Here is a 23,427-nt window from a genome sequence, read left to right as displayed (position 1 = left end):
TAGCAATATAATTTTGATATCCTTTAATTATATTTTATTCAAGATAAGATATAAAGTGCTTGGCAAGGTGATTAAATTTTTAAATACTATTCTTCATCGTCTTCGGAAGCAGTATCAGCTACTTCAACATCATTTTCCACTTCTTCTTCAGTTTCTGCTTCTTCATCTCGTAGTGATGGTGCTGACAATGAACATACTACCATTTCCAAATCATTTAATATTGTTATATTTTCGTTACCCGCAATATCTAAATCCTTTACAAATTTCGGTGCATTAAATTCCATATTTTCCACATCTATTTCGGCAGCTTGTGGTATATCCTTTGGCAAACATTCAATTTCAACTTGGTCCAATAATTGCATTAATACAGACGGTTGAAGTTTTATATTGTCCCTATTTAATAGGACAATAGGAATATTCATTTTAAGTTTTTCGTCCATTTTTAATTCTTGAAAATCTACATGAAGCACTTTGTCCTTTAAAATATGCTTCTGTACTTCTTTAATAATTACAGGCACAGTCTCTCCTTCCAAATCTAAATCGATAATTGAAGTAGTCCCTGCAATTCTATAGGTTTTTTCAAACGCCATATTATCTACCATTACATGCTTTGTTTCTTTTCCTCTGCTATATATTACTCCAGGAATATAATTTTCTTTTCTTAATTGCTTTATTTTATTTGATCCGATTCCTGTTCTTAAGTCTACTTTCATCTTTATGCTCATCTTTAGGATCCTCCTTTAATCTGTTAATTATAATAATATTACCATAGTGCGAGAGTTTATGCAATCATTAGCAATTCACAACTTTTGGTTACAAAATCATCTGCGCTATGAGCAGCAAAACTACCCCGGGAACACCTAATATACCTACAATAAGTGCATTTAGAGGGTTAATTGCTATTGATAAACTAAAAATTCCCCCAATTAAGTTGAAAAAAAATAGAATTACACCTCCTATAAATCCATTGATTAATAACTTAATCAATAATTTTATAGGTATTACTAAAAGCATACCAACTATATATAATAATACTAGTCCGAGTAAAAACGCTCCTATGGTGTATAAATTAACACCCATAAAAATCCCTCCTTACTTCCTTATTATAATATAGGATTAACCTCTGAATTTATTCCTTTATTTTATCCAATTATTAAATTTAATGTACTTAACACTTTGTTACAGAAGAGCGATTTTACCTCATAAACTATTTTATATTTATCTAAAAAGTCTATACTAATGATGATGCCCCAATAAGGTTAATGATATAGCCATAACTATCATGCCAAGGATAACTCCATAAACCGATAAATGGTGATCCTCATATTCTTGTGACGTTGGTAACAATTCATCTATTGCTACAAAAACCATCGTTCCGGCAACTATGCTAAACAAGATTCCTATTATTAGATCATTAAACCCCTGTGAAAGTACCGCATATCCTAAAATCGCTCCAAGAGGTTGGCACAACCCTACTAACAGTGTATATAAAAACGCCTTTTTTCTGCTTCCTGTGGAATAATAAAGCGGAACGGAAATAGCAACACTAAGTGGAATATTGTGGATTATAACTGCGGCTGCTATGGGCAGTGCTAATGTAATATCTTTTAATCCTGCTGTAAACAATGCTAACCCTTCAGGTATATTGTGAACGGCGATTGCCAAGGCCGATAATACTCCAAGTTTTGATAGATGCTCTCCGTCATTATTGTGTCCTTCATGGCTATGATTGTAATTGTGGTCATGAAACCCACCTGCATATTTATGCACTATTATTTCTAAAATTGCAGTAATAAACATTCCACCAAAAAACCATACAATAGCTATTGAATGACCCCTTTCTCCCATATAATCTTCCAGAAGATGTATTCCCTCCGGAAGCATTTCCATAAATGAAACATAAATCATAATCCCTGCTGCAAAACTCAATGATAACGCCATAAGTCGTTTATGAGTATCATCTATAAAAAAGGATAATAAGCTTCCTAATCCCATGGACATTCCAACGATTAACGTTAGCCCCAGGGATAAAAATAAATTGTTCAAACAAATGCCTCCTTATATAAGCATACAATTCACTGTTCACTATTCACTATTATTTAGTATCTGCTTAATACATTTTTTTCTCTTAACTCTTTATACCCAAGAATGATTATCCATAATAGGGATATTGTCCTTAATATTGTAAATATAAATATTTTATTTTGATCTCCCGGTACTAAAGCAATTGGTTCCAAAAAAAGAATTGAAAAAAATATGCCTACCGGTACTATTTTATATTTTTTGTCATTAAACTTTCTGCCATGTAAGAATGTAACCATAATCAGCAACAATCCCATTAGACCTAAAGGAATAAGCCTTATTATTGCATAGGTCTTAGAGGTATTTAATTCGAACCAATCATTACCCGGCAATAAGCAAATAAATATTCTAATAAAACTTAATATATATATTGTATAGTCTAATCTTTTGTTTCGTTTCTTATGGAATCTAATATTGTATGCATTGTATAAAACTATAAAAAATAGGGTTATGGTAATAGAATACCCTAATCTGCCCCATCCGATTACCTTCAAATTATCTTCTATGCCGGTTGTTAGAATAGCATATAGTCTTGGGATTAGATAAATAGCATCTGCTATTCCTAAGCAATAGGACAAATTCCCAAATACCTTATAATACCAATTTCCAGGGGAATTGGTATGCATATATCTTCCTATAAGAAAAATTATAGTCAAGTAAGATATATATGTAATTGGTACAATAATCCGCTGTACAATTTGCATGATCTATATCCCCTTTCGGTAATACATTAATATTATACACCTTTAGTTTATATTTTATTGGTAAAAAAAGCAACACAACCTTTTTCAATTCACAACCTTTTCAATTCACAATGCACAATCGACCCTTGGGTCGTCCTGTCCTGTACCCTTTGTAGTCTAAGGGTGAGCCGGGCAGGATTAACCTAACTATCGAAGGATCTCCGGTTTTAAGATAGTGAATGAGACTATTGAATTATAAAGATATTTATGGTAATATGTAATCTAACTAGGGCGGTTAGTTCAGATGGTAGAGCGCCACGTTGACATCGTGGAGGTCGTTGGTTCGAGCCCAATATCGCCCACCAATTCAAGTCAAAGGTCACTGGGACGTCCCAGTGACCTATTTATTAACCCTATATTCCGCCATGATCTCCTCTAATCTTTCTTTCTCATAAATAATCCTACCATTTTCTTCATCATATGGATATAAGCTTCCACTTACCATTTTTGTCTTAAGCTCTCCTTTCGCCGCCTTGTTACCCTTTAATTGAGGTGCATCTAATATACCAAGTTTAACAGCCCTTGCCAAAGTATCAGGATCTGATAGCGGATCTTCCGCACCTTCACCAATTGATTTTATCGCCTCAATAACCAATTTGGCCTCTTCAATTAATTGTTCCTTTCTCTCTATGACACCTTTTTGCTGTGTCATATCTATTGAGCCTAAAAATTCATTTTTGATTATTCCCCTTACTATCATACAGGACTCAATAACATCATCAGCTTCTGCAGCATGGTCCGCTTCACAAAATCCTACTACATGATAGATATGAGGTTTAATTTGCATTGCCAAATATGCTGAAGCTGCCAATTGTCCCTTCGCTTGATTCAAGTTTGCCGGGAAGCTGGCAAGCCCTGCTCTTGCTTGACGATAAACTCTGAAATTATCATCAACCAAGCTTTCTACTAACTGTATTTTTGCAAGCATTTTGGCTAAATCCATTTCAGGAGATATAAAAGCCGGTACATTGAACATATATTGAGCTATATAATCCTTTACACCCATTTTCTTAGCATTATATGCTGCAAGATATGCTGCTACAACGCCTATGGTATCATGGGCATCTCTTAAACTCCAATGATGAGGATCATTTACCTCTACCGGAATTGATCTTTCTCCGTGCCAAGCCATTACTTGCTGATTTTCTTCTATTGCTTGTTTTAAAGGTCTTAAACTTCTTTTATCCAATTCGGAATACCAAAACAATGGTACTGCACACCAAGCGTTATCAATATTGTCTTTTAATACTTGAGCAAACTGGATAATATTTCTAGTGCCGCTATAAGATCGCAGCAATGGATAATTCCCTCTTTGAGCCGCATTGTATAATTTTTTAAAGTCTGCCTCACTTCTAAGAGGTACTCCTCCTGCCCCGTCCAATTTGGTATCCATATTTTCTTGGTCGAAGAAAAATTCTTGAGCATTTTGATCGGGAGCTACTGAAATAATATCTAAAACTTTAGAGTCAGCTATTTTCTCTATAGCTTCAACTGTCTTTTCTATGGATGTAAGTCCCAAATGATGTCTCAATACCGGGTATGGATATTTTGATTTTATTCTGGATATTATATCTTTCGGATAGTTTTGATCATCTGTATATTCAATCCCCTTTAGATATGCTATAACTTCATCTATATCCTCACGCCCATCAAATATCTTATCAAATATATTATATTTTGCAGCAACCTCTGCTGTAGGATGTGTCCCCCCAAACAACCATTCTAATTCTTTTAAATATGAATCGCTTTCTATTTCTTCCGCCAATTCCTTCAAAATTTCATTTAACGGTTCCGGTGTTAGTCTGTATGATAAAGCAACTATATCAGGTTTCTTTTCGTATATATTTTTTATAAGCTCTTTTATGCTAAGGCCTATGCCAATGAATTCCGTCTTATAATTTTCCTTTTCGGCCAAATTCAAATAGTTCATAGTGCCTGCCACATGAACGCAATTGCCTAAAGTTCCTCCAATTACTTTTTTCAACTACATCACCTCTTCCAATTCCGACTTTATTACCGACCCGTTTCGTGCTAAATCATGCATATTAGCAATACTAAGCCCGGCTAATCCTAGTTTATCCGCAGTTCTACCCTCTAATCTAAAATCTCTTCCGGTGATAATTTGTGCAATATCTATAATTGAAGATATGGCAGGAGTTCTAAATCCCAGTACACGAGCTATTGATTCCATCGGGACTAAACTACAAGGGACATCTTCATATATATATCTTATTTGAAGTCCTTTCGGTGCTTGAAGACCTTGGTATGCAGAAGTATTTTGTACTCCTTCATAAAGGCTGTCGCCATATGAGCCATAGGTTTCCTCCAACCAATCTAATGCCGAAAGAGTTTGAATCTGAAGCATCCTTCCAATTTTCATCCTTTCCATATCCATCTTTTCCAAAAATTTTCCAATAGATGGGGTGATTCCATCGATATAATATTGGAAAGGAATTCCCCTTTCGATATGTCCGCTGTTTAATAATGTTGGTCCCGGATGAAATATTGCTCCGTAGTTATTTATGCTTGTTTCCAATACATCTTTTGCTTCTATAAATTGAGGATATGCATCATTAATAAGTTTTAGTACGTAATTTGTTTTTATGGCAGGAATTGCTGCTAATGTTACTTCTTTCTTTGTTTGGAAAATGTGGGCGCTGTTTGGAGATGTTGATCTGGCCGCATAAATTAAGGTTTGTGCTTCCGCTACTGTTATATTATTTTTCCCTTTTTTTGATAAAATTTCATATACTTCAAGCGCTCCGCCTGTTCTTCCCGGATTAAGTATTATAATTTGTCCGTCTTGTAAATATGGTGCCATTTCTATGGCTATTGAACGATGTCCCATAGCCGGTATTGTAACCATGATTACATCGACATCTTCTATTGCTTCTTCTATGTTGCTGGTAACCCTATTTAGGGTACCGGATCCTGTTACTTCTCCTGTTAGATGAATTGTAGGATCTTTTTGCAAAGGAATTATCTTTTCTAATGTCCTATTAAATAAATTCACCTTATAACCAATCTTTGACAGATAACCTGCCATAGCAAGTCCACCATTCCCTGCTCCTATAACACAATAGGTCAAATCTCTTCTCATAACATCACCTTTCTTCATAATTATAATAGATATTATGTAAACCATAATGGGGAAAAAAAATACTATGGAGTTTCCATAGTTCTGATTTTCAGTACAAGATAACGCCACCTTAAATTCGCTTACGAGGTTAGCTGTCGGATTAGGACTAAGGTTTGCCCATCCTATTAAAAGGATTCACCCCTGTGATTGGTTCCCCCGCTCTTTTAAAAAAGAATTCAGCGATATATTCACTTTTCGTATAATTAGTGTTAAAATTACCTCTTTTCAATTATATCATGTAATAATAAAACTTGCAATGAAAATTTTTTAAAATAATTTTCCACCGTATCCGGAGAAGTCAATTAAGCTTCTTTAAATAATACGGAATTGATGACAATTGAGGATTTATAGAAATCAACTGCAAAAAATGATATAATTAAAATGTTACATATTAATTAAAAGGAGGAGAAGTAAACATGAAAAGGTCAAGAAGAATCATTTCACTGCTTTTAATGGTTGCAATGTTATTTTCAATATCATTTACAACACTAGCAGAAGATAATTATGCTGAAGTAGTGGGGAATATCGCAGAAATACAGAAATACGGCAATATTACTTTAGATATAAAGCCCGAGTCGCTTTATGATGCAGGTTATGAATTGGGTGATATGCTAAAGGTTACAGCCGGTGATAGCGAACTTGAAATTCCTTTCTGTTCATCTTACAGTGATGTAGATACCGGAAGTCTTGTAGTTCGCGATGATCAAGATGATAATTTGCTTGTTGTTGCTATTAATATGGGTAACTTTGCAACTACTTACAACGTAAAGGTTGGAGATAAAATTACATTCTCACTATTAGAGAAGGAAGGGTATCTGGCTGAATATCTTATTCATCAGTTGACTCGTACCAACGAACGCTCTGACTATGAAACCGATTCTATTTATGCCAATTTCCGCAGTATAACGACTACGGGTATTGAACCGGCGGTTATATATCGAAGCAGCAGCCCTGTTAATAATAATTTAAACCGCGCTCTTTATGCCGATGAATTAACCAAGGCAGTTGGTGTCAATGCAGTATTGAATTTAGCCGATTCAAAAGAAGAAATAGAAGGATATATTGCATCAGATGATTTTAATTCCGATTATTACAAATCTCTTTATGATGCAGGTAAAGTCATATCCTTGAATATGGGTGTTGATATTTCAGGAGAAGATTTTGGTAAAAAATTAGCTGACGGACTTCGTTTTTTAAGTAAAAATGAAGGACCATATCTAATTCACTGCACTGAAGGTAAAGATCGTGCAGGATTTGTAAGTGCATTGTTGGAATCCTTAATGGGAGCAGCATATGATGAAGTAGTTGATGATTATATGACTACTTATGAAAACTATTATAAAATTGAAAAGGGCAGCGAGCAATACAATTCAATAGCTGAAAGCAACATCATCTCATCCCTTACAACTGTTGTAGCAGGATTAGAAAAAGGTGCAGACATATCGGATGTTGATTTAGCAAAGGCTGCAGAAAAATATCTTGAAAAAATAGGTATGAGTAATGAAGAAATAAAAACACTTAAATCAAAACTTTCAGTTGACTCTATCTATAAATCTCCCCATGCTTCCGCAGCAATAACTGAAATTGAAAAATACGGACACGCTTCAACCGACGTTCTGATAGAAGATTTTCATAATCTTGGATTCAAAGAAGGAGACATGGTTACGGCTATATTTGATAATGGATTCGTACTTGAAGCTCCATTCTTGGATAATTATTATGTAGATAATGGAGAGCCATTGGTTCGTGCTTATCCGGGACACACCAATATAGGCATATGTATCAACTATGGTAAGCTAAATGAAATTGCTAAAGTTGATGCTGGTGATAAAGTTACAATTATGCTGACAGGTCCTGAAGAATATATGCTTCAATATGAAGTTCGTAAACTGGAACGCACAAATAACCGTGAAGATTACAATTCTGATGAGGAATTTGCTAACTTCCGCAACATAGCAATAGGCAATATCCCTAAGGAAGTATTATATCGCAGTTCAAGTCCAATAAACAACGAACTTGGACGTGCTTCTTATTCAGATAAACTTATCAAAGAAGCTAAGGTAAATACAGTTGTAAATCTTGCTGATTCTCATGAAAACATAGATGAATATCTAAAGGCAGAGGATTTTGCTTCTCCTTATTATGCAGAACTTTATAAAGGCAATAAGGTATTACCCCTAAGCATGGGAGCTGCATATAAAAGCGATGAATTCAAAGCAAGCTTAATTGAAGGCTTATCATTTATGGCTGACAATTCAGGACCTTATCACTTCCATTGTACAGAAGGCAAGGATAGAGCCGGATACTTCGCAGCCCTTATAGAATCCCTAATGGGAGCAACTAAGGATGAGATAGTCGAAGATTATATGCAAAGCTATATAAATTATTATGGCGTTGAAAAAGGAACCGATAAATATAATTTAATTTCAGAAGATGTAATAGAAATGCTAAAACATATTGCTGATACCGATAAATTAGAGGATGTCAATCTAGAAAAAGCTGCAGAAAACTATTTGCTTGCAGGCGGTATGACAGCAGAGAAGATTTCTCATTTGAAGAATAATCTTTCAAACAAAGTCGTTTTGGCGGAAGAAGAGTCAGTGGAAGAAATTCCGGAAGCAGTTGAAGAAACCACTGATAAAGAAGAGACCGCTATTGAAAATGATAATAACATAGTAGAAGAACCTAAAGAAGAACCTTCAGTCAAAACCTATGTGGTTATTAAGGGCGATTGCTTATGGAATATAGCTCAAAAAGAGCTTGGCAACGGTTCACGTTATATTGAGATTTACAACCTAAATAAAGATAAGATTAAAAATCCTAATATGATTCAAATTGGACAGGAGTTAGTTCTTCCTCCTGCAATGTAATGACAAAAGAGCCACTGGGGCTGTCAGACAGTCCCAATGGCTTTTTTTAATTTTTATTCATATAAGTTTCTATATCTTCAACTGATTTTATAATATCCTTTGATAGATTTTCACATCCGTATTCAGTAATAAGTAAATCGTCTTCGATTCTAATGCCTATTTCCTCTTCCTCAATATAGAGACCGGGTTCATTGGTTATCACCATTCCGGGTTTAAGTTCTACATCAGTCAATCCTACATCATGAGTATCTAACCCTAAATAATGGGAAACACCGTGGAAATAATATCCAGATAATTCATCTTTATCTTCAATTAGACCCAATTCCATGCAACCCTCTGCGAGGACCTCTTTGGCAATCTCGTTTAGTTCTCTATATCTTATCCCCGGCTTCGCGGCTTCTTCAACAGCTTTATTTGCCTTCAGCACAATATTATAAACTTGCTTTTGCCTATTGGTGAATTTCCCATTTACAGGAAATGTACGGCTAATATCCGCATTATAATATTTATATTGTGCTCCTAAATCAAATAGAATAAGTTCTTTATCTTTTGTTCTTCTATTATTTGATGAATAATGTAGTACTGTACCATTTATCCCGCTGCCGGCAATTGTTTCAAATGCTCTATTGTTGATTCCGTTTTTCTTTAATACAAAATCAAAATAAGCTTCGATTTCATATTCCATCATTCCGGGCGTAGTATTATCCATCATATTGTTTATTCCTTCATTGGTTATTTCTATTGCTTTTCTAATCAACTGTATTTCTTCATCGGATTTGATCATTCTCAATTCTGCAATATCATAATAAATATTCTTGATTTTTATATAAGGGTAGTTTTCAACTATCATTTTGGCAAAATCCTGAGATTCGGTTGCACTCGTCCCTATTTCCTGCCTTTCAAGATCCAAATATATATTTTCCACTTTATTTCTATTTAGTATCGAACCAATTACATCCTTAAATTGATCCAAGTACTCTATGGATTCTATTCCGGACTTACGAGCTGCCTCATCCGCAGAAATCGTAGCTCCTACCCATTTAGCCATTACCGGATCCGGTCTTTCAATAAACAGTCCTTCAGATAACTTGCCATTTATTTTGCTCATTAAAAATATAACCTTCTTTTCATCTATGCCGGTAATATAATAGAAATTTCTATTTGGTATAAATGGGTATTGTTCATCGGCAGACTTATACGGAGCATCGCCTGCAAATAACAACAAAACGCTCTCATCCTTCAATTTATCCGCTAATCTATTTCTATTCCTCGTGAAAAACTCTTTATCCATTCAGCACCTCCATATTTTTTACGTTCACCTTACAGTCTGTAAATAATACCATTAATTCACATTATACACTAAACAACTATGAAGTGTAAGACAAAAAAGACCACTGGGAATCAATTAACTCCAATGGCCTTTACTATTTAATTTAATATATACTGACCCTTAGTCTTTTCTATTTCATTCTGTTTTCGAATTGCAATATTTAACTCCATTCCTTCATTTTTAATTAGCATATATGACCCCAAACTCGCTAAGATATCTGAAATCGGATATGATATCCAAACTCCCATTTGACCTAAATTAAATCCCTTAACCAATATTACAGATATGGGGATCATTATTAATAACTGTCTTGAAACAGACAATAAAACCGACGTCTTGGCATTTCCTCTGGCTTGAAAATAATATATTGATACATAATAAACACTTATTACAGGGAATACCGATATCATTATCCTAAATGCCTTTGCAGATTCTTTGATTATTTCCGCATCTTTTACAAATATTTGGATAAACTGAGGTGCGAAAATCATTGAAATCGCCCAAATGATGGTTGAAGTTACAAATGCATATAGATTTGTCTTTTTCATTATGGATTTTAGTCTCTTATAATTCTTTGAGCCGATATTGTAGGCTGCTATAGGCTGCATAGCTGACGCTATCCCACACAAGGTTACAAACAAGAACATATACACCTTGGAAATCACCCCGAGGACGATTATTCCCATGTCGGATCCCTTTAGAAGATTATTTAAAACCGCCATAAGAATCCCGTCTTCAGCTTCAACTATAAATGCTGATACTCCTACCAATACTATGGGCATGATTATCTTTTTGTCCAATTCAAATCTTAAGCTTACATTGAATTCTTTAGTCATTTTCCTATAATTATAATATGCATATATGAATCCAATAAATTGAGACACACTTGTAGCAAGTGCTGCACCTTTTACACCCATATTCATATGCATTACCGTTATATAATCAAGAATTACATTTATTATTGCACCTATTGATGTTGAAATTATGGATATTTTGCTGTTTCCCAGTGCTACCATAATATCCGATATAAATATTGTCAATGATAAAAATACGCTGCCGAATAATATTAGCCCTAAATAGTCCTGAGCAAGAGGCAATATATCCTTACTTGCTCCAAATATTATTAATACTTGTTCTTTACAAAAGTATAAAAAAATCGTTAAAGGTATCATTATACAGTAGGATAATGTAAATCCATTTTCCAATATCCTCTTTGATTTTTTCGTATCTTTTTTTCCGTTGCTCCTGGAAAATGCAGTGGATGTACCTACAGATATAAGTACGCTAAGGGCTACGATTATCCTTTGAATTGGAAATACTACTCCCAATGCTCCAATTCCATTCCCACCTATCACACGACCTACAAAAAACGTATCTACCATATTGTAAAGTTCACTTACCAATAAAGAAAAAACTATCGGCACAGAAAATTTCACTAATAGTTTGCTAATCTTTTCTTCCTCAAATATCTTGCTGTTACTGCTCATAATAAAACCTCCATTAGATTGCCTTATAATGTTATCATTATGGAGGTTTTTTTTCATTCACTTAATTAGCCATATTCAGGGACTGTTTAGGGGATTTTATAAAATTCTCATTTCTCAAATATCTTAAGATAATCCAAAAAAATCTTAAGTTAGTACATTGTTTAATGTAAATAACACCGCTCCGTTTGACTTGACCTTTGTTAAAATATTGAATACCGGAGACTTTTTGCCATAATAAAATGACACATTGGGATGTACATACTCATCCAGCAAAGACCAATGTTCATTGTCTATACGCTCGGGTCTGCCTAAATATATCCACTTATCATAGACGGAACCAAAGCTTGTATTCAGATCATATTTTGTTATCTGAAAGTCTTCTTCCATATTATAAAGGTTAATGGATATTTTCCTAATTTGAGATTTTTCTTGTGTTTTTCTATCATATACCACATCTTCGTCTATTTCTATAGGGTTGAACAAAAGTATCTGATAGCCTATATCTGATTTTGTAATTATATATCCGTCTCCTTTGTCCAGTATTTCATCTCCTAATAATGATAGAAACTTAAAAGCGTAAAAAGATGGTTTGTTGAGATAATTTGAAGTGAATAATCCGCTGCCTCCAAAAAATGTGTCATTATCAAGTACGGTTTCCTTGTTGATTTCGTCTATCATTTTAAATACAACTCTATTCCCCTTATGAATATAATTATATAATATATATGGAACCATATACATTGTGTCATATACAGAACTTATTTCTTCCCTTAGCATATGTGAATCTAAATCATCTATATCCTTATTAAGCCAATCTCCTGCATTTGTATCGTATACATTTGAAAAATTCTCAATAAAGTCATCCAATATATGCCTTTCCACGCCATTTGTTTTAATAATCGGAAATAACTTCATTTCCTTTATAAAATCCAATATATTTTCCACTCTGGTCCAGTTGATAAATCTATGATTCTTCCCTCTGTAAATATCCATATCAGCAGAAAAAAACTTATCTATCAAACAATATCTGAACCCTATTTCCTTTTGGATTTCCTTAAGTATATATCTATTTTCTTCTTCTAATAAAAGGGAGGCATCTCCTAAATCTATCAAATTTGGCCTTTTAAATTCTTCTATAGACTCTTTGTTTAAATCCACATCGAGTTTTATTATCCTATTATCATAATCATATCTTTCATAATCTTCTATATAATATATGATATAGGGTAATGCATCGTTTAACTTGAAATAAGTAATTTTTTTCATGCTTTCAAGTTCTTTATTGCTTAATTTGTTTTTCTTACGGTATTGCATGGGTGTGAGATTGTAGTGAAGTTTGAAATGTTTGTTATAATATCTTACATGGGAAAATCCCACTTCCTCGGATATTTCGCTTATGCTTTTATCTGAATCGAGGAGTAGTTTTGTGGATTCTTCCACCCTTATCTGATTTAGATATTCATTGAATCCAAGTCCAAAAACATCCTTTATCTTATATGATAAGTATTGAGAGCTTAAAAACTCCTGATCTGCAATGGCTTGAAGGCTTACCTTGTTCATATAATTGTTGCTTAAATATTTGACAATTCTATGATATCTCTCAAGTTGATATTCATCATCTTTTAGACTTTCCTCTTCATAAAAAAGATAGTGGAAATTGTTTAACAAATGATACATCAAATTTAAAAGATTTTCCTCAATTGCATCTTCATAGTCGTCTATCTTAGAGATTACTTCATAGAGCAAAATTGATATAAATCTTCTTAGGGCATAATACGTTTCATCTTCTTGTGCTTTATCCTCTGAGGAATCCGTGTAATAAAACGTGTCCCTCGCATCATCATAATACTTTTCAAAAAATCCTGGATCTATGTCCAATATCAGAACTAAATTTGCTTCATCACCGGCGCTTATCCAAAAAACCTCATTGGGGTTGACGATTTCCATATCCTTTTCCTTCAATGTATAGGTTTCCGTTTCCACTCCCAATTTTATATTGCCTTTTAATACAAATAAAATCTCTATGGAATCCTTCCAATGGATTGGGTATTCCATAATATTCGCCAGACGAATGTTGATTGGCAGGTCTTTTAAATATTCTACAAATTCTTTTCTCATAAAATCCCCTTAACCCTTTATATATTCTACTAAAAAGTAAGATAGACCGTATCTACTCTTTTTAGACCCTAAAGCTCGGCCTCAACAACTCTTACCTATTACCTTTTACTTATTACCTATCTTTAAAACCGGAGATCCTTCGGAAGTAATGCTTATACTGCTAAACTCAGGATGACATCAGCAGTAAATTCGGGTATATAAATGCCGTATAATCACTGCAGGAGTCATTCCGGAACGAAGTGAAGAATCTCTGTTAAAGGCCCTAAATCTCGACCCCAACAACTCTTCACTCTTAGTTCTTAGCTCTTCACTTTTCTTTCAATTGTGAATTGTGAATTGTGAACTGTGAATTGTAATTATTATATCCATTATATATTAATATTTAACGTTTGACAAAAGTAATAATGGGTAAACTGTTACTGAAATATGATTTGGAGGTATGGTAATTTGGAAAAAGAAAAATATATCCCTGAAATAAAGTCACAGCTTAGGTCTAGAAGCATAGAAGTTCCACCGGCAATTTACAAAGCAAGCGGAATTAAAGTTTTAGGAACCAGAATTAAATCCCTTTTATTTTCCACAGATGTGGCTATTATAAAAAACACAAATGCAGGCTCAATAATAGCCGTATATCCTTTTACTCCTCAATTGAGCATTACACAGGCAATATTGGAAGTGGCAGCGGTCCCTGTATTTGTTGGAGTGGGAGGCGGACTTACTACTGGACATCGCAGTATTCAAATTGCTCTTCAGGCAGAACTTATGGGAGCTTATGGCGTTGTTGTAAATGCTCCCACTAAAAATGAAGTCATTCGTGAAATGAAGGATAAAATTGATATTCCAATTATAGCTACGGTGGCCTCATTGGATGATGACTATGACGGAAAACTTGAAGCCGGAGTTAGCATCTTGAATATATCCGGAGGTGCAAATACCGCAAATATAGTTAGACAAATTAGAAATCAATATGGCAGGGAGCTTCCAATTATAGCAACAGGCGGACCGAGAGAAGAAACTATTTTGGAAACAATTGAAGCCGGCGCTAACGCGATTACTTATACCCCGCCAACATCAGGTGAAATATTTGCAACTATTATGACTAAATATAGAAATGGCGAACCTTATTAGAGAACCTTCAACGGGTTCTTTTTTTGCTTATTACTCACCAAAACTCTAACGATAAATAATATATACTATAGATTTATTCATTTTTAAATAGGAAATTTTTAAAAATATTATTTTAGTTAGGGTGATTTTATGTTTAAGAATTTGGTATCAGGAGAAAATTATGATGTTACGCTTTCAAATGGCAATTTAGTACATTATATAAATTTTGATAATGCTGCAACAACTCCTCCGTTTCATTCAGTAATAAACTCGTTAGTTGATTTTGCTCCCATATATTCATCAATTCATAGAGGCACAGGTTTTAAATCCACATTATCCTCCAAGTTCTACGATGAGGCAAGAGAACAGGTCCTTGACTTCGTAGGAGGGGATAGGGATTTTCACACCGTAATATTTCTTAAAAATACAACCGAATGCATCAATAAACTTTCATATAGGCTTAAAAATACCTTAAAGGATAAAATTGTTTTAGCTACATACATGGAGCATCATTCAAATATGCTGCCTTGGACACTAAAATACAATACTTCATTTGTTGGTATAGATGATAATGGCAGACTGGATATGAATGATTTAGAAAACAAATTAAAAAGATATAGGGGAAAAGTAGGACTTGTGGCTGTATCCGGCGCTTCAAATGTTACCGGATATATAAATCCGATATATGATATTGCGCGCATAGCCCATAAGCATGGAGCAAAGGTATTGGTTGATGGAGCTCAGCTTATCCCTCACAGAAAATTTGATATGAAGCCTGTAGATTCACCGGAACATATAAATTATGTTGCTTTTTCCGGTCATAAAATGTATGCCCCCTTTGGAACAGGCGCACTAATTGCGCCTAAAGATACATTTAAAGACGGATACTCCGAATTGGTAGGAGGAGGAACGGTCAAATTTGTCTCAACAGATGATGTAATATGGGCTGATGTCCCTGAAAAAGAGGAAGCGGGCACTCCCAATTTAATGGGTGTAGTAGCGCTGACAGAAAGCATAAGAACACTTAAATGTATCGGAATGGAAAGAATCGAGGCATATGAAAGAAATCTTACAGCCTATTTTCTTGATTTATTGAAAAACATACCCAATCTAATAATCTATGATGATTTCCAAACAGAAAATAAAGTCTCAATTATTTCATTCAATATGAATGGTCTGCATCACACTGAATTAGCCTACATTTTAAATAAAGAAGGCGGAATCGCCGTAAGAAATGGCTGCTTTTGCGCCCAACCTTATGTGCAAAGATTGCTTGGCATTTCAAATGAGGATTCTAAAAGATATAGGCACAATGATAGATGTAATTTGCCCGGCATGGTTAGAATAAGCTTCGGGCTTTATAATGATTATAATGAGATTGATTTATTTATATTTCTGATAAATAAAATAAGTGAAAACATAGGATATTATGCGAATATGTATAGAAATTTTCCTTTAGATTAAACTAAACAATAAAGATAATTAAGGATTAAAATGATAATCTTAAGGAGGAAATCTTTTGAACGAAAAAATGAGTATACTTATGTTCAGCGGAGATTATGACAAGGCTTTAGCTGCATTAATTTTAGCCAATACGGCTATGGAAATAAATGTAGATGTAAATATGTTTTTTGCATTTTGGGGACTTTTACTCATTAGAAAACCTAATGATGACCCTAAGGATGACAAAACCATATCGGAAAAGATGTTTGCGAATATGACTCCAAAGGGTATAGAAGATTTACCATTATCTAAGATGAACTTTGCAGGCATAGGTAAGAAAATGTTAGTTGGTATGATGGAAGACAGTGATACACCTACAATTGAGGCGTTTTTAAAGGGCGCATTGAAAAAGGGTGTGAATATGAAAGCATGTAAGCTTTCCTGCGAAGTAATGGGCTTTAGGGAAGGGGATTTTTTACCTGAAGTGGAAATAATTACAGCTGAAGATTATTTAAAAGATGCATTAAAGTCCAATATACAGCTATTTATTTAGTGGGGTGGTGAATTAGCCACTCCAGATTTATTTTGAGTAATTACGTTTTGACACTTCCATTGATACCCAATACAAGATCAATGAAGTTACAAATGATATCAAAGCTAGCATTTTTTTATCCAATAAATTAATATATTATTCCAAGGGTAAGAAATAAGCCCATAAACAAAACATAGCATAACATAAATGTTGATATTATGGTTTCAGATCTTAGTATAGTCATAAAAATTAAGCCGCGCCACCCAAAAAATATATTTATTAGTAGGATGAAGACAATACCTACTCTACATAACAATATGTCTTTCTTAATTAGATGCCACATATATAAACAAAGGCAAGATAGTATTTTCTAAACCAATTATTATTCAAGATGAAAACAAAGCCATATTTTTCTCAACTCATATTACATCTGATTTGGAGCAAATCGCAGAACTATACAAAACATCAAGTATTTCTCGTCTAAAAATAGGATCAAGCCCTGATGTAGGTTCATCCATTATAATCAAATCGGGGTTATGACTTAAAGCTATTGCAAGGGAGAACTTCATCTTCATACCCTTTGACAATGTTTTTATCTTATATTCCGGTCCCAAATCGAAATCCTTTAGATAATCATAAAATAACTTATCGTCCCATTTACTATAGAAGGGTGCAATAACATTTTTCATTTCTTCAATGGTAAATGTCTCATAAAAGTGAGATTCATCATATACAAAACCGATTCTATCCTTAACTTCCTTTTCGTATTTTAAATGGTCCTTCCCAAAAATTTTAATTTCCCCGGAGTCCTTTTTCAATAAATTCATTATTAACTTTATGGTAGTGCTTTTACCTGAGCCATTCGGCCCAATGAATCCCATGATATATCCAGGCTCCAGCTTAAATGATACATTGTCTAATTTAAATTTTTCATAAACAAATTCTTTAGATAGATTGTTTATTTCTAGCATTATATTACCTCCTCAAATAAGATCTTGAGCATGTCATTTATTTCTTCATAAGTAAATCCCATAAGCCTGCTATCCTCAACTACTTCCAATAGTTTCTCTTCAATAATTTTTAACTTTTTCTCCTTCATAAGTTCTTTATTTTGCACCGCCACATATGAGCCTTTACCTGGTACTGTTTCTATAAATCCTTCTTTCTCCAATTCATCATAGGCTCTTTTTGTTGTAATAACCGATATTTGTAAGTCTCTAGCTAATCCTCGTATTGAAGGTAATAGTTCTCCCTCCTTCAAATCACCTTTTAGAATATTAGTTCTTATTTGACTCATCACTTGATTATAAATAGGCTCATTGGATGAGTTAGAAATCAAAATCCTCATAATACACCTCCTACTGATTATACCGTTATTATCTATTATATACAGTATATGTACAGTGTGTACAGTTGTCAAGGGATTTTTTTCTCTTTTAATAACTCAGCTAAAGTAGTATAATTTAATAATCATCAAATAGAAACGAGGTAAATATCCATGAAAAAAATATTAAATTATATTATTTTATTTGGACTTTTCGGGCTAACCCTTTGGCTTATTCTTAATGAAGGCTTTATTGGAAATTTGCCGACATTAATTAAAAACACAGATAAACTATACCTATTGATGGCCTTTTTATGCTTGATTATTTATTGGTTATGTGAGGCCTATATTGTATTTAGAATGAAAAGAACATTAAATATTAAGGGCAGTTATTTAAAATCCCTAAACGTAACTATGATCGGTCAGTATTATAGTGCGATTACGCCATTTTCAACTGGCGGTCAACCTCTTCAAGTCTATTCCTTAGTAAAAGAGGGAGTACCGATTGGTAAAGCTACATCCATATTTGCCAATAAATTTTTAATTTTTCAAGTAGTAGTTATATCCTATTCTTTATTTATGCTTATATTTAAATTTAAGTTTTTAATCGACAAAATCAGCTTAGGAATTCCTTTTATCATCATAGGCTTTTTGTTGAATTTATTAGTATTATTTGTTATATTCGGCTTCTTTCTCAACGAAAAATTGGTTAAAAGGAATTTGGGAAAGTTGTTAAACTTTGGACACCGCATTAAAATAGTTAAGGATATAGATAAAACCGAAGAAAGGGCATATAGAAGTTTAAATGATTATAAAAACAGCATTGAAGAAATGAGGAGAAACAAGAAATCAACTATTGAATTAGTAATAATATCTATTATTCAATTGACTTTCAGCCTCGGCATTACTTATTTTGTATATCGGGCAGTGGGACTTAACGATGCCGGTTTTATGGATATATTGGCTCTGCAATCATTGCATTACATGGCTGTATCTTTTATGCCTACCCCGGGAACAGCAGGAGCTGCTGAAGGCGGATTTTATATGATATTCAACGCTGTATTCCCCAAGGATATTATGAACTTTGCACTGCTTATTTGGAGATTTATAGACTATTATCTAAGGTTGATTATTTCAGGTATAATAACTTTAATTGATTTTATAAATAGAAAATTTAAAAAAGAAATTAAAGCCTAATTGAAACTTCCCCTGAGTTAATAGCTTCTAGACAATCACCAAATTCTACTACCAGTTCTCCGGATTCATTGATATCCAATGCCTTTCCCACTCGAATTTCATTTCCGCTTATTACTTTAATATCTTTACCTAATAGTGAAGAATTTTCCTTGCATATATGCAAAACATGAGATATATTGCCCCCGTCTTTAAAGGGGGCATATAATCTATCAAAATTATCCAATATCAGCTCTGACAAATTCCCCTTATCTATTGTTCTTCCCAAATATATCTTTAAAGATGTGACCATGCCCTTTAATTCCTCCGGTATTTCATATTCCTCTAAGTTTACATTGACTCCAATGCCCATTATCACATAATTTACCTTATTCGTATCACCACTTATCTCTGTAAGTATGCCGCATATTTTTTTATTACCTACCAATATATCATTTGGCCATTTTATTTTTGACTCTACGCCCATTTCCCTTAAAGCTAAATATACGCTAGCTGCTCCTATAGATGTAATACTCGGAACCTTCATTATATCAGCTTTAGGTTTCAATATAATGGACATATATATTCCCTTCCCATTTTTAGAAAGCCAACTTCTTCCAAGTCTGCCTTTCCCCATCCTTTGCTCCTCGGCTATTATTACAGTACCCTCTTCTTCTGTTGGCGCCAATTGTTTAGCCTTAATATTGGTTGAATCAATTGTAGTATAATGGTATGTTTTTCTTTTCAATTGGGTTGCTCCTTTTTTCTTTTGAATTTATTTTAACATAAAAACAACTCAAAAACATAATTTGGGTATATAATATATAATAACAATTTACAGTTCACAATTCACAGTTCACAATTGAAAGAAAAGTGAAGAGCTAAGAACTAAGAGTGAAGAGTTGTTGAGGTCGAGCTTTAGGGCCTTTAACAGAGATTCTTCACTTCGTTCCAGAATGACTCCTGCAGTGATTATACGGCATTTATATACCCGAATTTACTGCTGATGTCATCCTGAGTTTAGCAGTATAAGTACTGCTTTCGAAGGATCTCCGGTTTTAAAGATAGTGAAGAGTGAATAACAGAAAAGATAGGTAATAAGTAATGAGTAATGGATAATAGGTAAGAATTGTCAGGTCGAGCTTTAGGGTTTTTAAATGGAGGTGATTTTTTGAAAAAATTTATTGCATTATCCTTGACGTTTATAATTTGTATGATTCCCTTTTCGTCTTTCGCAGAGAATAGTTTACAGATATCCAATTGGATTGTTGATTCAAACTTAAAGGAAAATGGAAATTTGCAGATTTCAGAGGATATAACATTTAACTTCAAAGATGAGTTTAACGGTGTTTATAGATTTATTAATTATGACAAAATACAGGATGTTGCCAACCTAAAGGTTTATGGAATCGTTGATGGCGAGGAAATTGAATTTAATTTTGATGAAAATGCTGAAAATGGAGATACAAATGTCTATAATTATGAGGAAAGTGAAAACGGACTAAATATCAAAATCTTTTCTCCGTCTAATGATGAGCAAAAAACTTTTAGATTGAAATATGATTTTGTAAATGCAGCTGTTGTGCATAAAGATACAGGAGAATTGTACTATAAATTTATAGGTAATGAAAATGAAACTGATGTAGATCACTTTTCAGCAACAATATTGCTGCCTCAATTTGATAAAAATAGAATCAGGATATTTGGGCATGGTCCTTTGAATGGAAATATCAATTTTACAGATGATAACAAGATTAGATTAGAAGTTGATGATGTTTCTTCAAACACATTCGTAGAGGCTAGGGTGTTGTATCCACCGGAGTATGTACCTTTTAGCAATATAGCAGGAAACAATACTTTAGATGGTATACTTCAGGAAGAAAAGGAATTTGCTGAAGAAATAGCAGAAAAAGAATCAAGAAAACAAAATGTCAATAAAGTACTTAATTCAGTCTCTGCAATATTTTTAGTTATTGGTTTGGCTGTCATAGGCTTTGTACTTAAGAAATTTAAAAGAGACCCTGAAATCTACAATAATATGGCGAGCCTTTATCCAAAAGATCTATCCCCTGCTGAATTGAATTTGTTTATGAATTCGGCTATAAATTCTAGAGGTATGCTAGCTACAATATTTGACCTATCCAGAAGAGGTTATCTAACAATTGATGTAATCGAAAACCCAGCAGCTAAGAAAAGGTATCGGAAAGAGGATTACCTATTTATCGATACGGGAAAACGAGATTCGGAATTGTTGTCTCATGAGTCCTTTTTATTAGATTGGTTCATTAATGAAATAGGCGATGGTAATCAAGTCTCTACAAATGATATTGATAAATATCGTTCTAAAAGATCAAACATTTACAGTAAGAAATATAATTCATGGATGACCCTCGTTAAAAAAGAGTTGGATAATAAAGGATACAATGATCCAATTAGTAGTAAATTTGGGTTCATCTTATTATTATTAAGCTTTGTATTTCTCATAATAGGTATTGTTTCTGTAGTATATAAAGCCCTTTATGGAATAGGAAGCATACTTATAGGTGTCTTCTTCTTAGTATATGGATTTATTCTGATATCCAGAAAATCAGACGAAGGGTATATCCAACATGGGTTGTGGAAAGATTTTAAAAAGGAAGTTGAGTCCCTAGGAAAAATTGATATCGGAATCCCTAAAGATAAAAATATGATAAATGCTATGGCCCTTGGCGTGAATATGGAAGATCTTGATAATTATAGAGTAAATGTAGATGATGATTATTATCCAATGTATTGGGGATTATGGTATTTCACCCGAGGTAAAAAAGGCGGTTCTACTTTTGAAGATAATTTCAATGCAAGCTTTTATGGAGACACAGGTTCTTCAACCGGAACAAGCACTAACTTTGGCGGCGGCGGGGGCTTTTCCGGTGGTGGAGGCGGTGGCTCAGGCGGTGGAGGCGCAGGAGGATTTTAAGGCGGACAAAATTCGCCTAGCTGCAGCGTAGCGCATATGCTGCGCTGTAGAGATATAGGCGACTCAATATCCATTCCATTTATTAATATTCTTCCTTTTTGCGGCTTGTATAATCTACATAATAATTTTATTAAGGTGGTCTTACCTGCCCCATTCTTCCCAACAATTGCTAATGTTTCCCCGGGATATATATGAAAACTTACATTTTTCAATATATCCTCTTCAGCAGTTGGATATCGGAAGGTAACATCTTCAAAGGTTAGAGAAACAGGTTTAATTAAAGATTGGCTAAACTTTTCTCCCTCTTTTCCTATTTCAGCAATATTTAGAAATTCATAATAGGGATCTAAATTAACACTTAATGTAATCAAATCTGTATATCCTTGAATCAAACTATTAAATGACCTTCCTAATTGATTGCTGGCACCATAAAGCATTGTAAATGTACCAACCGTTATTTTGGCTGTCAATAGGCTAAAGCCCAGTATTATAAATGTTAGGGTTAATTGGATTTGTACAATAGATTGCGCAAACCCATTCCAAATACCATTCTTAGTAAAATATTCATGATTTATATGGAGTATTTTATCCATAGTATCTTCTGCCTTTTTTAGAAAAAATTTATCTCCTCTATATATTCTTAAATCCTTTGCAAAGCGAAAATCTGTTGAAACTGAAACTAAATACCTATAAGCTCTGTTTTCAGGAATTCCCCTCTTTGCATTATCTATATCCAAATCTCTAATCTTATTAAAACACGGAATTGTAGCTATATTACATAATAGGACAACTATTATCAATCTCCAATCATTTTTTACCAATATAGTTATTACCATAATAATAGTAATCAAAGAAGCTGTCATGTTTGAAATAGTCTCTGTAAAGGACATTATATCATGAGTTCCTTGTTTTCCTCTTTCCAATAAATCTAGATTGGACTTCTTCTCAATGTCTTGTAATCCTATTTTAGCGGCTTTAATCCCTAACTTTTTAACTGAGTCATACCTGTATCCATCTGATTAATTGCAGAAAGAATCGTATAAATAATCATTATGGGTATCATCAGTACATCATATTGTTTAATCTTTTTAAATAAAAATCCAATAGTTTTTAGCATAAAAAA

At 33.6% G+C, this 23,427-nt stretch carries 20 protein-coding genes, 1 tRNA gene and 1 riboswitch; of the genes, 7 read left to right on the top strand and 14 right to left on the bottom strand.

Going from position 1 to position 23,427, the window contains the following annotated elements:
• Positions 1–86: 86 nt before the first annotated feature.
• The 4 genes from H8707_RS03355 to H8707_RS03340 all read right to left on the bottom strand — a co-directional run bounded on the left by H8707_RS03355 (position 87) and on the right by H8707_RS03340 (position 2,786).
• Entirely contained in the window at positions 87–725 is a 639-nt protein-coding gene (locus H8707_RS03355) for a 50S ribosomal protein L25 (protein ID WP_262428742.1), read from the bottom strand.
• 88 nt (positions 726–813) lie between these two features.
• A complete protein-coding gene (locus tag H8707_RS03350) occupies positions 814–1,080 on the bottom strand; it encodes a pro-sigmaK processing inhibitor BofA family protein (RefSeq protein ID WP_262428741.1) in 267 nt (88 codons plus the stop codon).
• 156 nt (positions 1,081–1,236) lie between these two features.
• Positions 1,237–2,046, bottom strand: a complete 810-nt coding sequence (gene zupT, locus H8707_RS03345) for a zinc transporter ZupT (RefSeq protein ID WP_262428740.1) — start codon at positions 2,044–2,046, stop codon at positions 1,237–1,239.
• Positions 2,047–2,099: 53 nt separating this feature from the next.
• Complete coding sequence (locus tag H8707_RS03340) at positions 2,100–2,786, bottom strand: hypothetical protein (protein WP_262428739.1); 687 nt, start codon at positions 2,784–2,786, stop codon at positions 2,100–2,102.
• 268 nt (positions 2,787–3,054) lie between these two features.
• Here H8707_RS03340 and H8707_RS03335 point away from each other — a divergent pair.
• Positions 3,055–3,130: transfer RNA gene (locus H8707_RS03335), tRNA-Val, on the top strand.
• Between the two features lie 35 nt (positions 3,131–3,165).
• Here H8707_RS03335 and H8707_RS03330 read toward each other — a convergent pair.
• Together H8707_RS03330 and H8707_RS03325 are read right to left on the bottom strand one after the other, a co-directional pair.
• Positions 3,166–4,809, bottom strand: a complete 1,644-nt coding sequence (locus H8707_RS03330) for a cobalamin B12-binding domain-containing protein (protein ID WP_262428738.1) — start codon at positions 4,807–4,809, stop codon at positions 3,166–3,168.
• Complete coding sequence (locus H8707_RS03325; RefSeq protein WP_262428737.1) at positions 4,810–5,943, bottom strand: NAD/NADP-dependent octopine/nopaline dehydrogenase family protein; 1,134 nt, start codon at positions 5,941–5,943, stop codon at positions 4,810–4,812.
• 82 nt (positions 5,944–6,025) lie between these two features.
• Positions 6,026–6,156, bottom strand: a riboswitch (cyclic di-AMP (ydaO/yuaA leader).
• Positions 6,157–6,380: 224 nt separating this feature from the next.
• Here H8707_RS03325 and H8707_RS03320 point away from each other — a divergent pair.
• Positions 6,381–8,834, top strand: coding sequence for a tyrosine-protein phosphatase (locus H8707_RS03320; RefSeq protein WP_262428736.1), 2,454 nt, complete (start codon positions 6,381–6,383; stop codon positions 8,832–8,834).
• Positions 8,835–8,880: 46 nt separating this feature from the next.
• Here H8707_RS03320 and H8707_RS03315 read toward each other — a convergent pair whose 3' ends face one another.
• The 3 genes from H8707_RS03315 to H8707_RS03305 form a co-directional block, all read right to left on the bottom strand.
• Positions 8,881–10,125, bottom strand: coding sequence for an aminopeptidase P family protein (locus tag H8707_RS03315; protein ID WP_262428735.1), 1,245 nt, complete (start codon positions 10,123–10,125; stop codon positions 8,881–8,883).
• A 137-nt stretch (positions 10,126–10,262) separates the two neighbouring features.
• Positions 10,263–11,651, bottom strand: coding sequence for an MATE family efflux transporter (locus H8707_RS03310; RefSeq protein WP_262428734.1), 1,389 nt, complete (start codon positions 11,649–11,651; stop codon positions 10,263–10,265).
• A gap of 144 nt (positions 11,652–11,795) precedes the next feature.
• Positions 11,796–13,769 (bottom strand): helix-turn-helix domain-containing protein, encoded by a 1,974-nt coding sequence (locus H8707_RS03305; RefSeq protein ID WP_262428733.1) that lies wholly within the window; start codon positions 13,767–13,769, stop codon positions 11,796–11,798.
• A 426-nt stretch (positions 13,770–14,195) separates the two neighbouring features.
• Here H8707_RS03305 and H8707_RS03300 point away from each other — a divergent pair, with 426 nt between their 5' ends.
• The 3 genes from H8707_RS03300 to H8707_RS03290 all read left to right on the top strand — a co-directional run bounded on the left by H8707_RS03300 (position 14,196) and on the right by H8707_RS03290 (position 16,872).
• On the top strand, positions 14,196–14,897 hold the full coding sequence (locus H8707_RS03300; protein WP_262428732.1) for a hydrolase: 702 nt from the start codon (positions 14,196–14,198) through the stop codon (positions 14,895–14,897).
• A gap of 129 nt (positions 14,898–15,026) precedes the next feature.
• Positions 15,027–16,340, top strand: a complete 1,314-nt coding sequence (locus tag H8707_RS03295; RefSeq protein ID WP_262428731.1) for an aminotransferase class V-fold PLP-dependent enzyme — start codon at positions 15,027–15,029, stop codon at positions 16,338–16,340.
• A 55-nt stretch (positions 16,341–16,395) separates the two neighbouring features.
• Entirely contained in the window at positions 16,396–16,872 is a 477-nt protein-coding gene (locus H8707_RS03290; protein ID WP_262428730.1) for a DsrE/DsrF/DrsH-like family protein, read from the top strand.
• Positions 16,873–17,270: 398 nt separating this feature from the next.
• On the opposite strand, the gene H8707_RS03285 is transcribed toward H8707_RS03290, so the two are convergent.
• The gene (locus tag H8707_RS03285; protein ID WP_262428729.1) at positions 17,271–17,822 is read right to left on the bottom strand and encodes an ABC transporter ATP-binding protein; all 552 of its coding nucleotides are present in this window, start codon (positions 17,820–17,822) and stop codon (positions 17,271–17,273) included.
• Complete coding sequence (locus tag H8707_RS03280) at positions 17,822–18,199, bottom strand: GntR family transcriptional regulator (RefSeq protein ID WP_262428728.1); 378 nt, start codon at positions 18,197–18,199, stop codon at positions 17,822–17,824. Before H8707_RS03280 ends, H8707_RS03285 begins: the two co-directional genes overlap by 1 nt.
• Positions 18,200–18,349: 150 nt before the next feature.
• On the opposite strand from H8707_RS03280, the gene H8707_RS03275 reads away from it, so the two are divergent.
• Complete coding sequence (locus H8707_RS03275) at positions 18,350–19,372, top strand: lysylphosphatidylglycerol synthase transmembrane domain-containing protein (protein WP_262428727.1); 1,023 nt, start codon at positions 18,350–18,352, stop codon at positions 19,370–19,372.
• On the opposite strand, the gene H8707_RS03270 is transcribed toward H8707_RS03275, so the two are convergent.
• Positions 19,362–20,096: a biotin--[acetyl-CoA-carboxylase] ligase gene (locus H8707_RS03270; protein ID WP_262428726.1), complete on the bottom strand. Its 735-nt coding sequence runs from the start codon at positions 20,094–20,096 to the stop codon at positions 19,362–19,364. The two genes, H8707_RS03275 and H8707_RS03270, sit on opposite strands and share 11 nt — an antisense overlap.
• A 423-nt stretch (positions 20,097–20,519) precedes the next feature.
• On the opposite strand from H8707_RS03270, the gene H8707_RS03265 reads away from it, so the two are divergent.
• The gene (locus tag H8707_RS03265; RefSeq protein ID WP_262428725.1) at positions 20,520–22,304 is read left to right on the top strand and encodes a DUF2207 domain-containing protein; all 1,785 of its coding nucleotides are present in this window, start codon (positions 20,520–20,522) and stop codon (positions 22,302–22,304) included.
• Here H8707_RS03265 and H8707_RS03260 read toward each other — a convergent pair.
• Both H8707_RS03260 and H8707_RS03255 read right to left on the bottom strand, forming a co-directional pair.
• Complete coding sequence (locus tag H8707_RS03260) at positions 22,301–23,227, bottom strand: ATP-binding cassette domain-containing protein (RefSeq protein WP_262428724.1); 927 nt, start codon at positions 23,225–23,227, stop codon at positions 22,301–22,303. The genes H8707_RS03265 and H8707_RS03260 overlap by 4 nt on opposite strands.
• A gap of 59 nt (positions 23,228–23,286) precedes the next feature.
• Complete coding sequence (locus H8707_RS03255) at positions 23,287–23,421, bottom strand: hypothetical protein (protein WP_262428723.1); 135 nt, start codon at positions 23,419–23,421, stop codon at positions 23,287–23,289.
• Positions 23,422–23,427: the final 6 nt, after the last annotated feature.

The sequence above is a fragment of the Paratissierella segnis genome, from assembly GCF_014385195.1.
Taxonomy (GTDB): Bacteria; Bacillota; Clostridia; order Tissierellales; family Tissierellaceae; genus Paratissierella; species Paratissierella segnis.
This window is presented reverse-complemented; position numbering and strand designations above follow the sequence as displayed.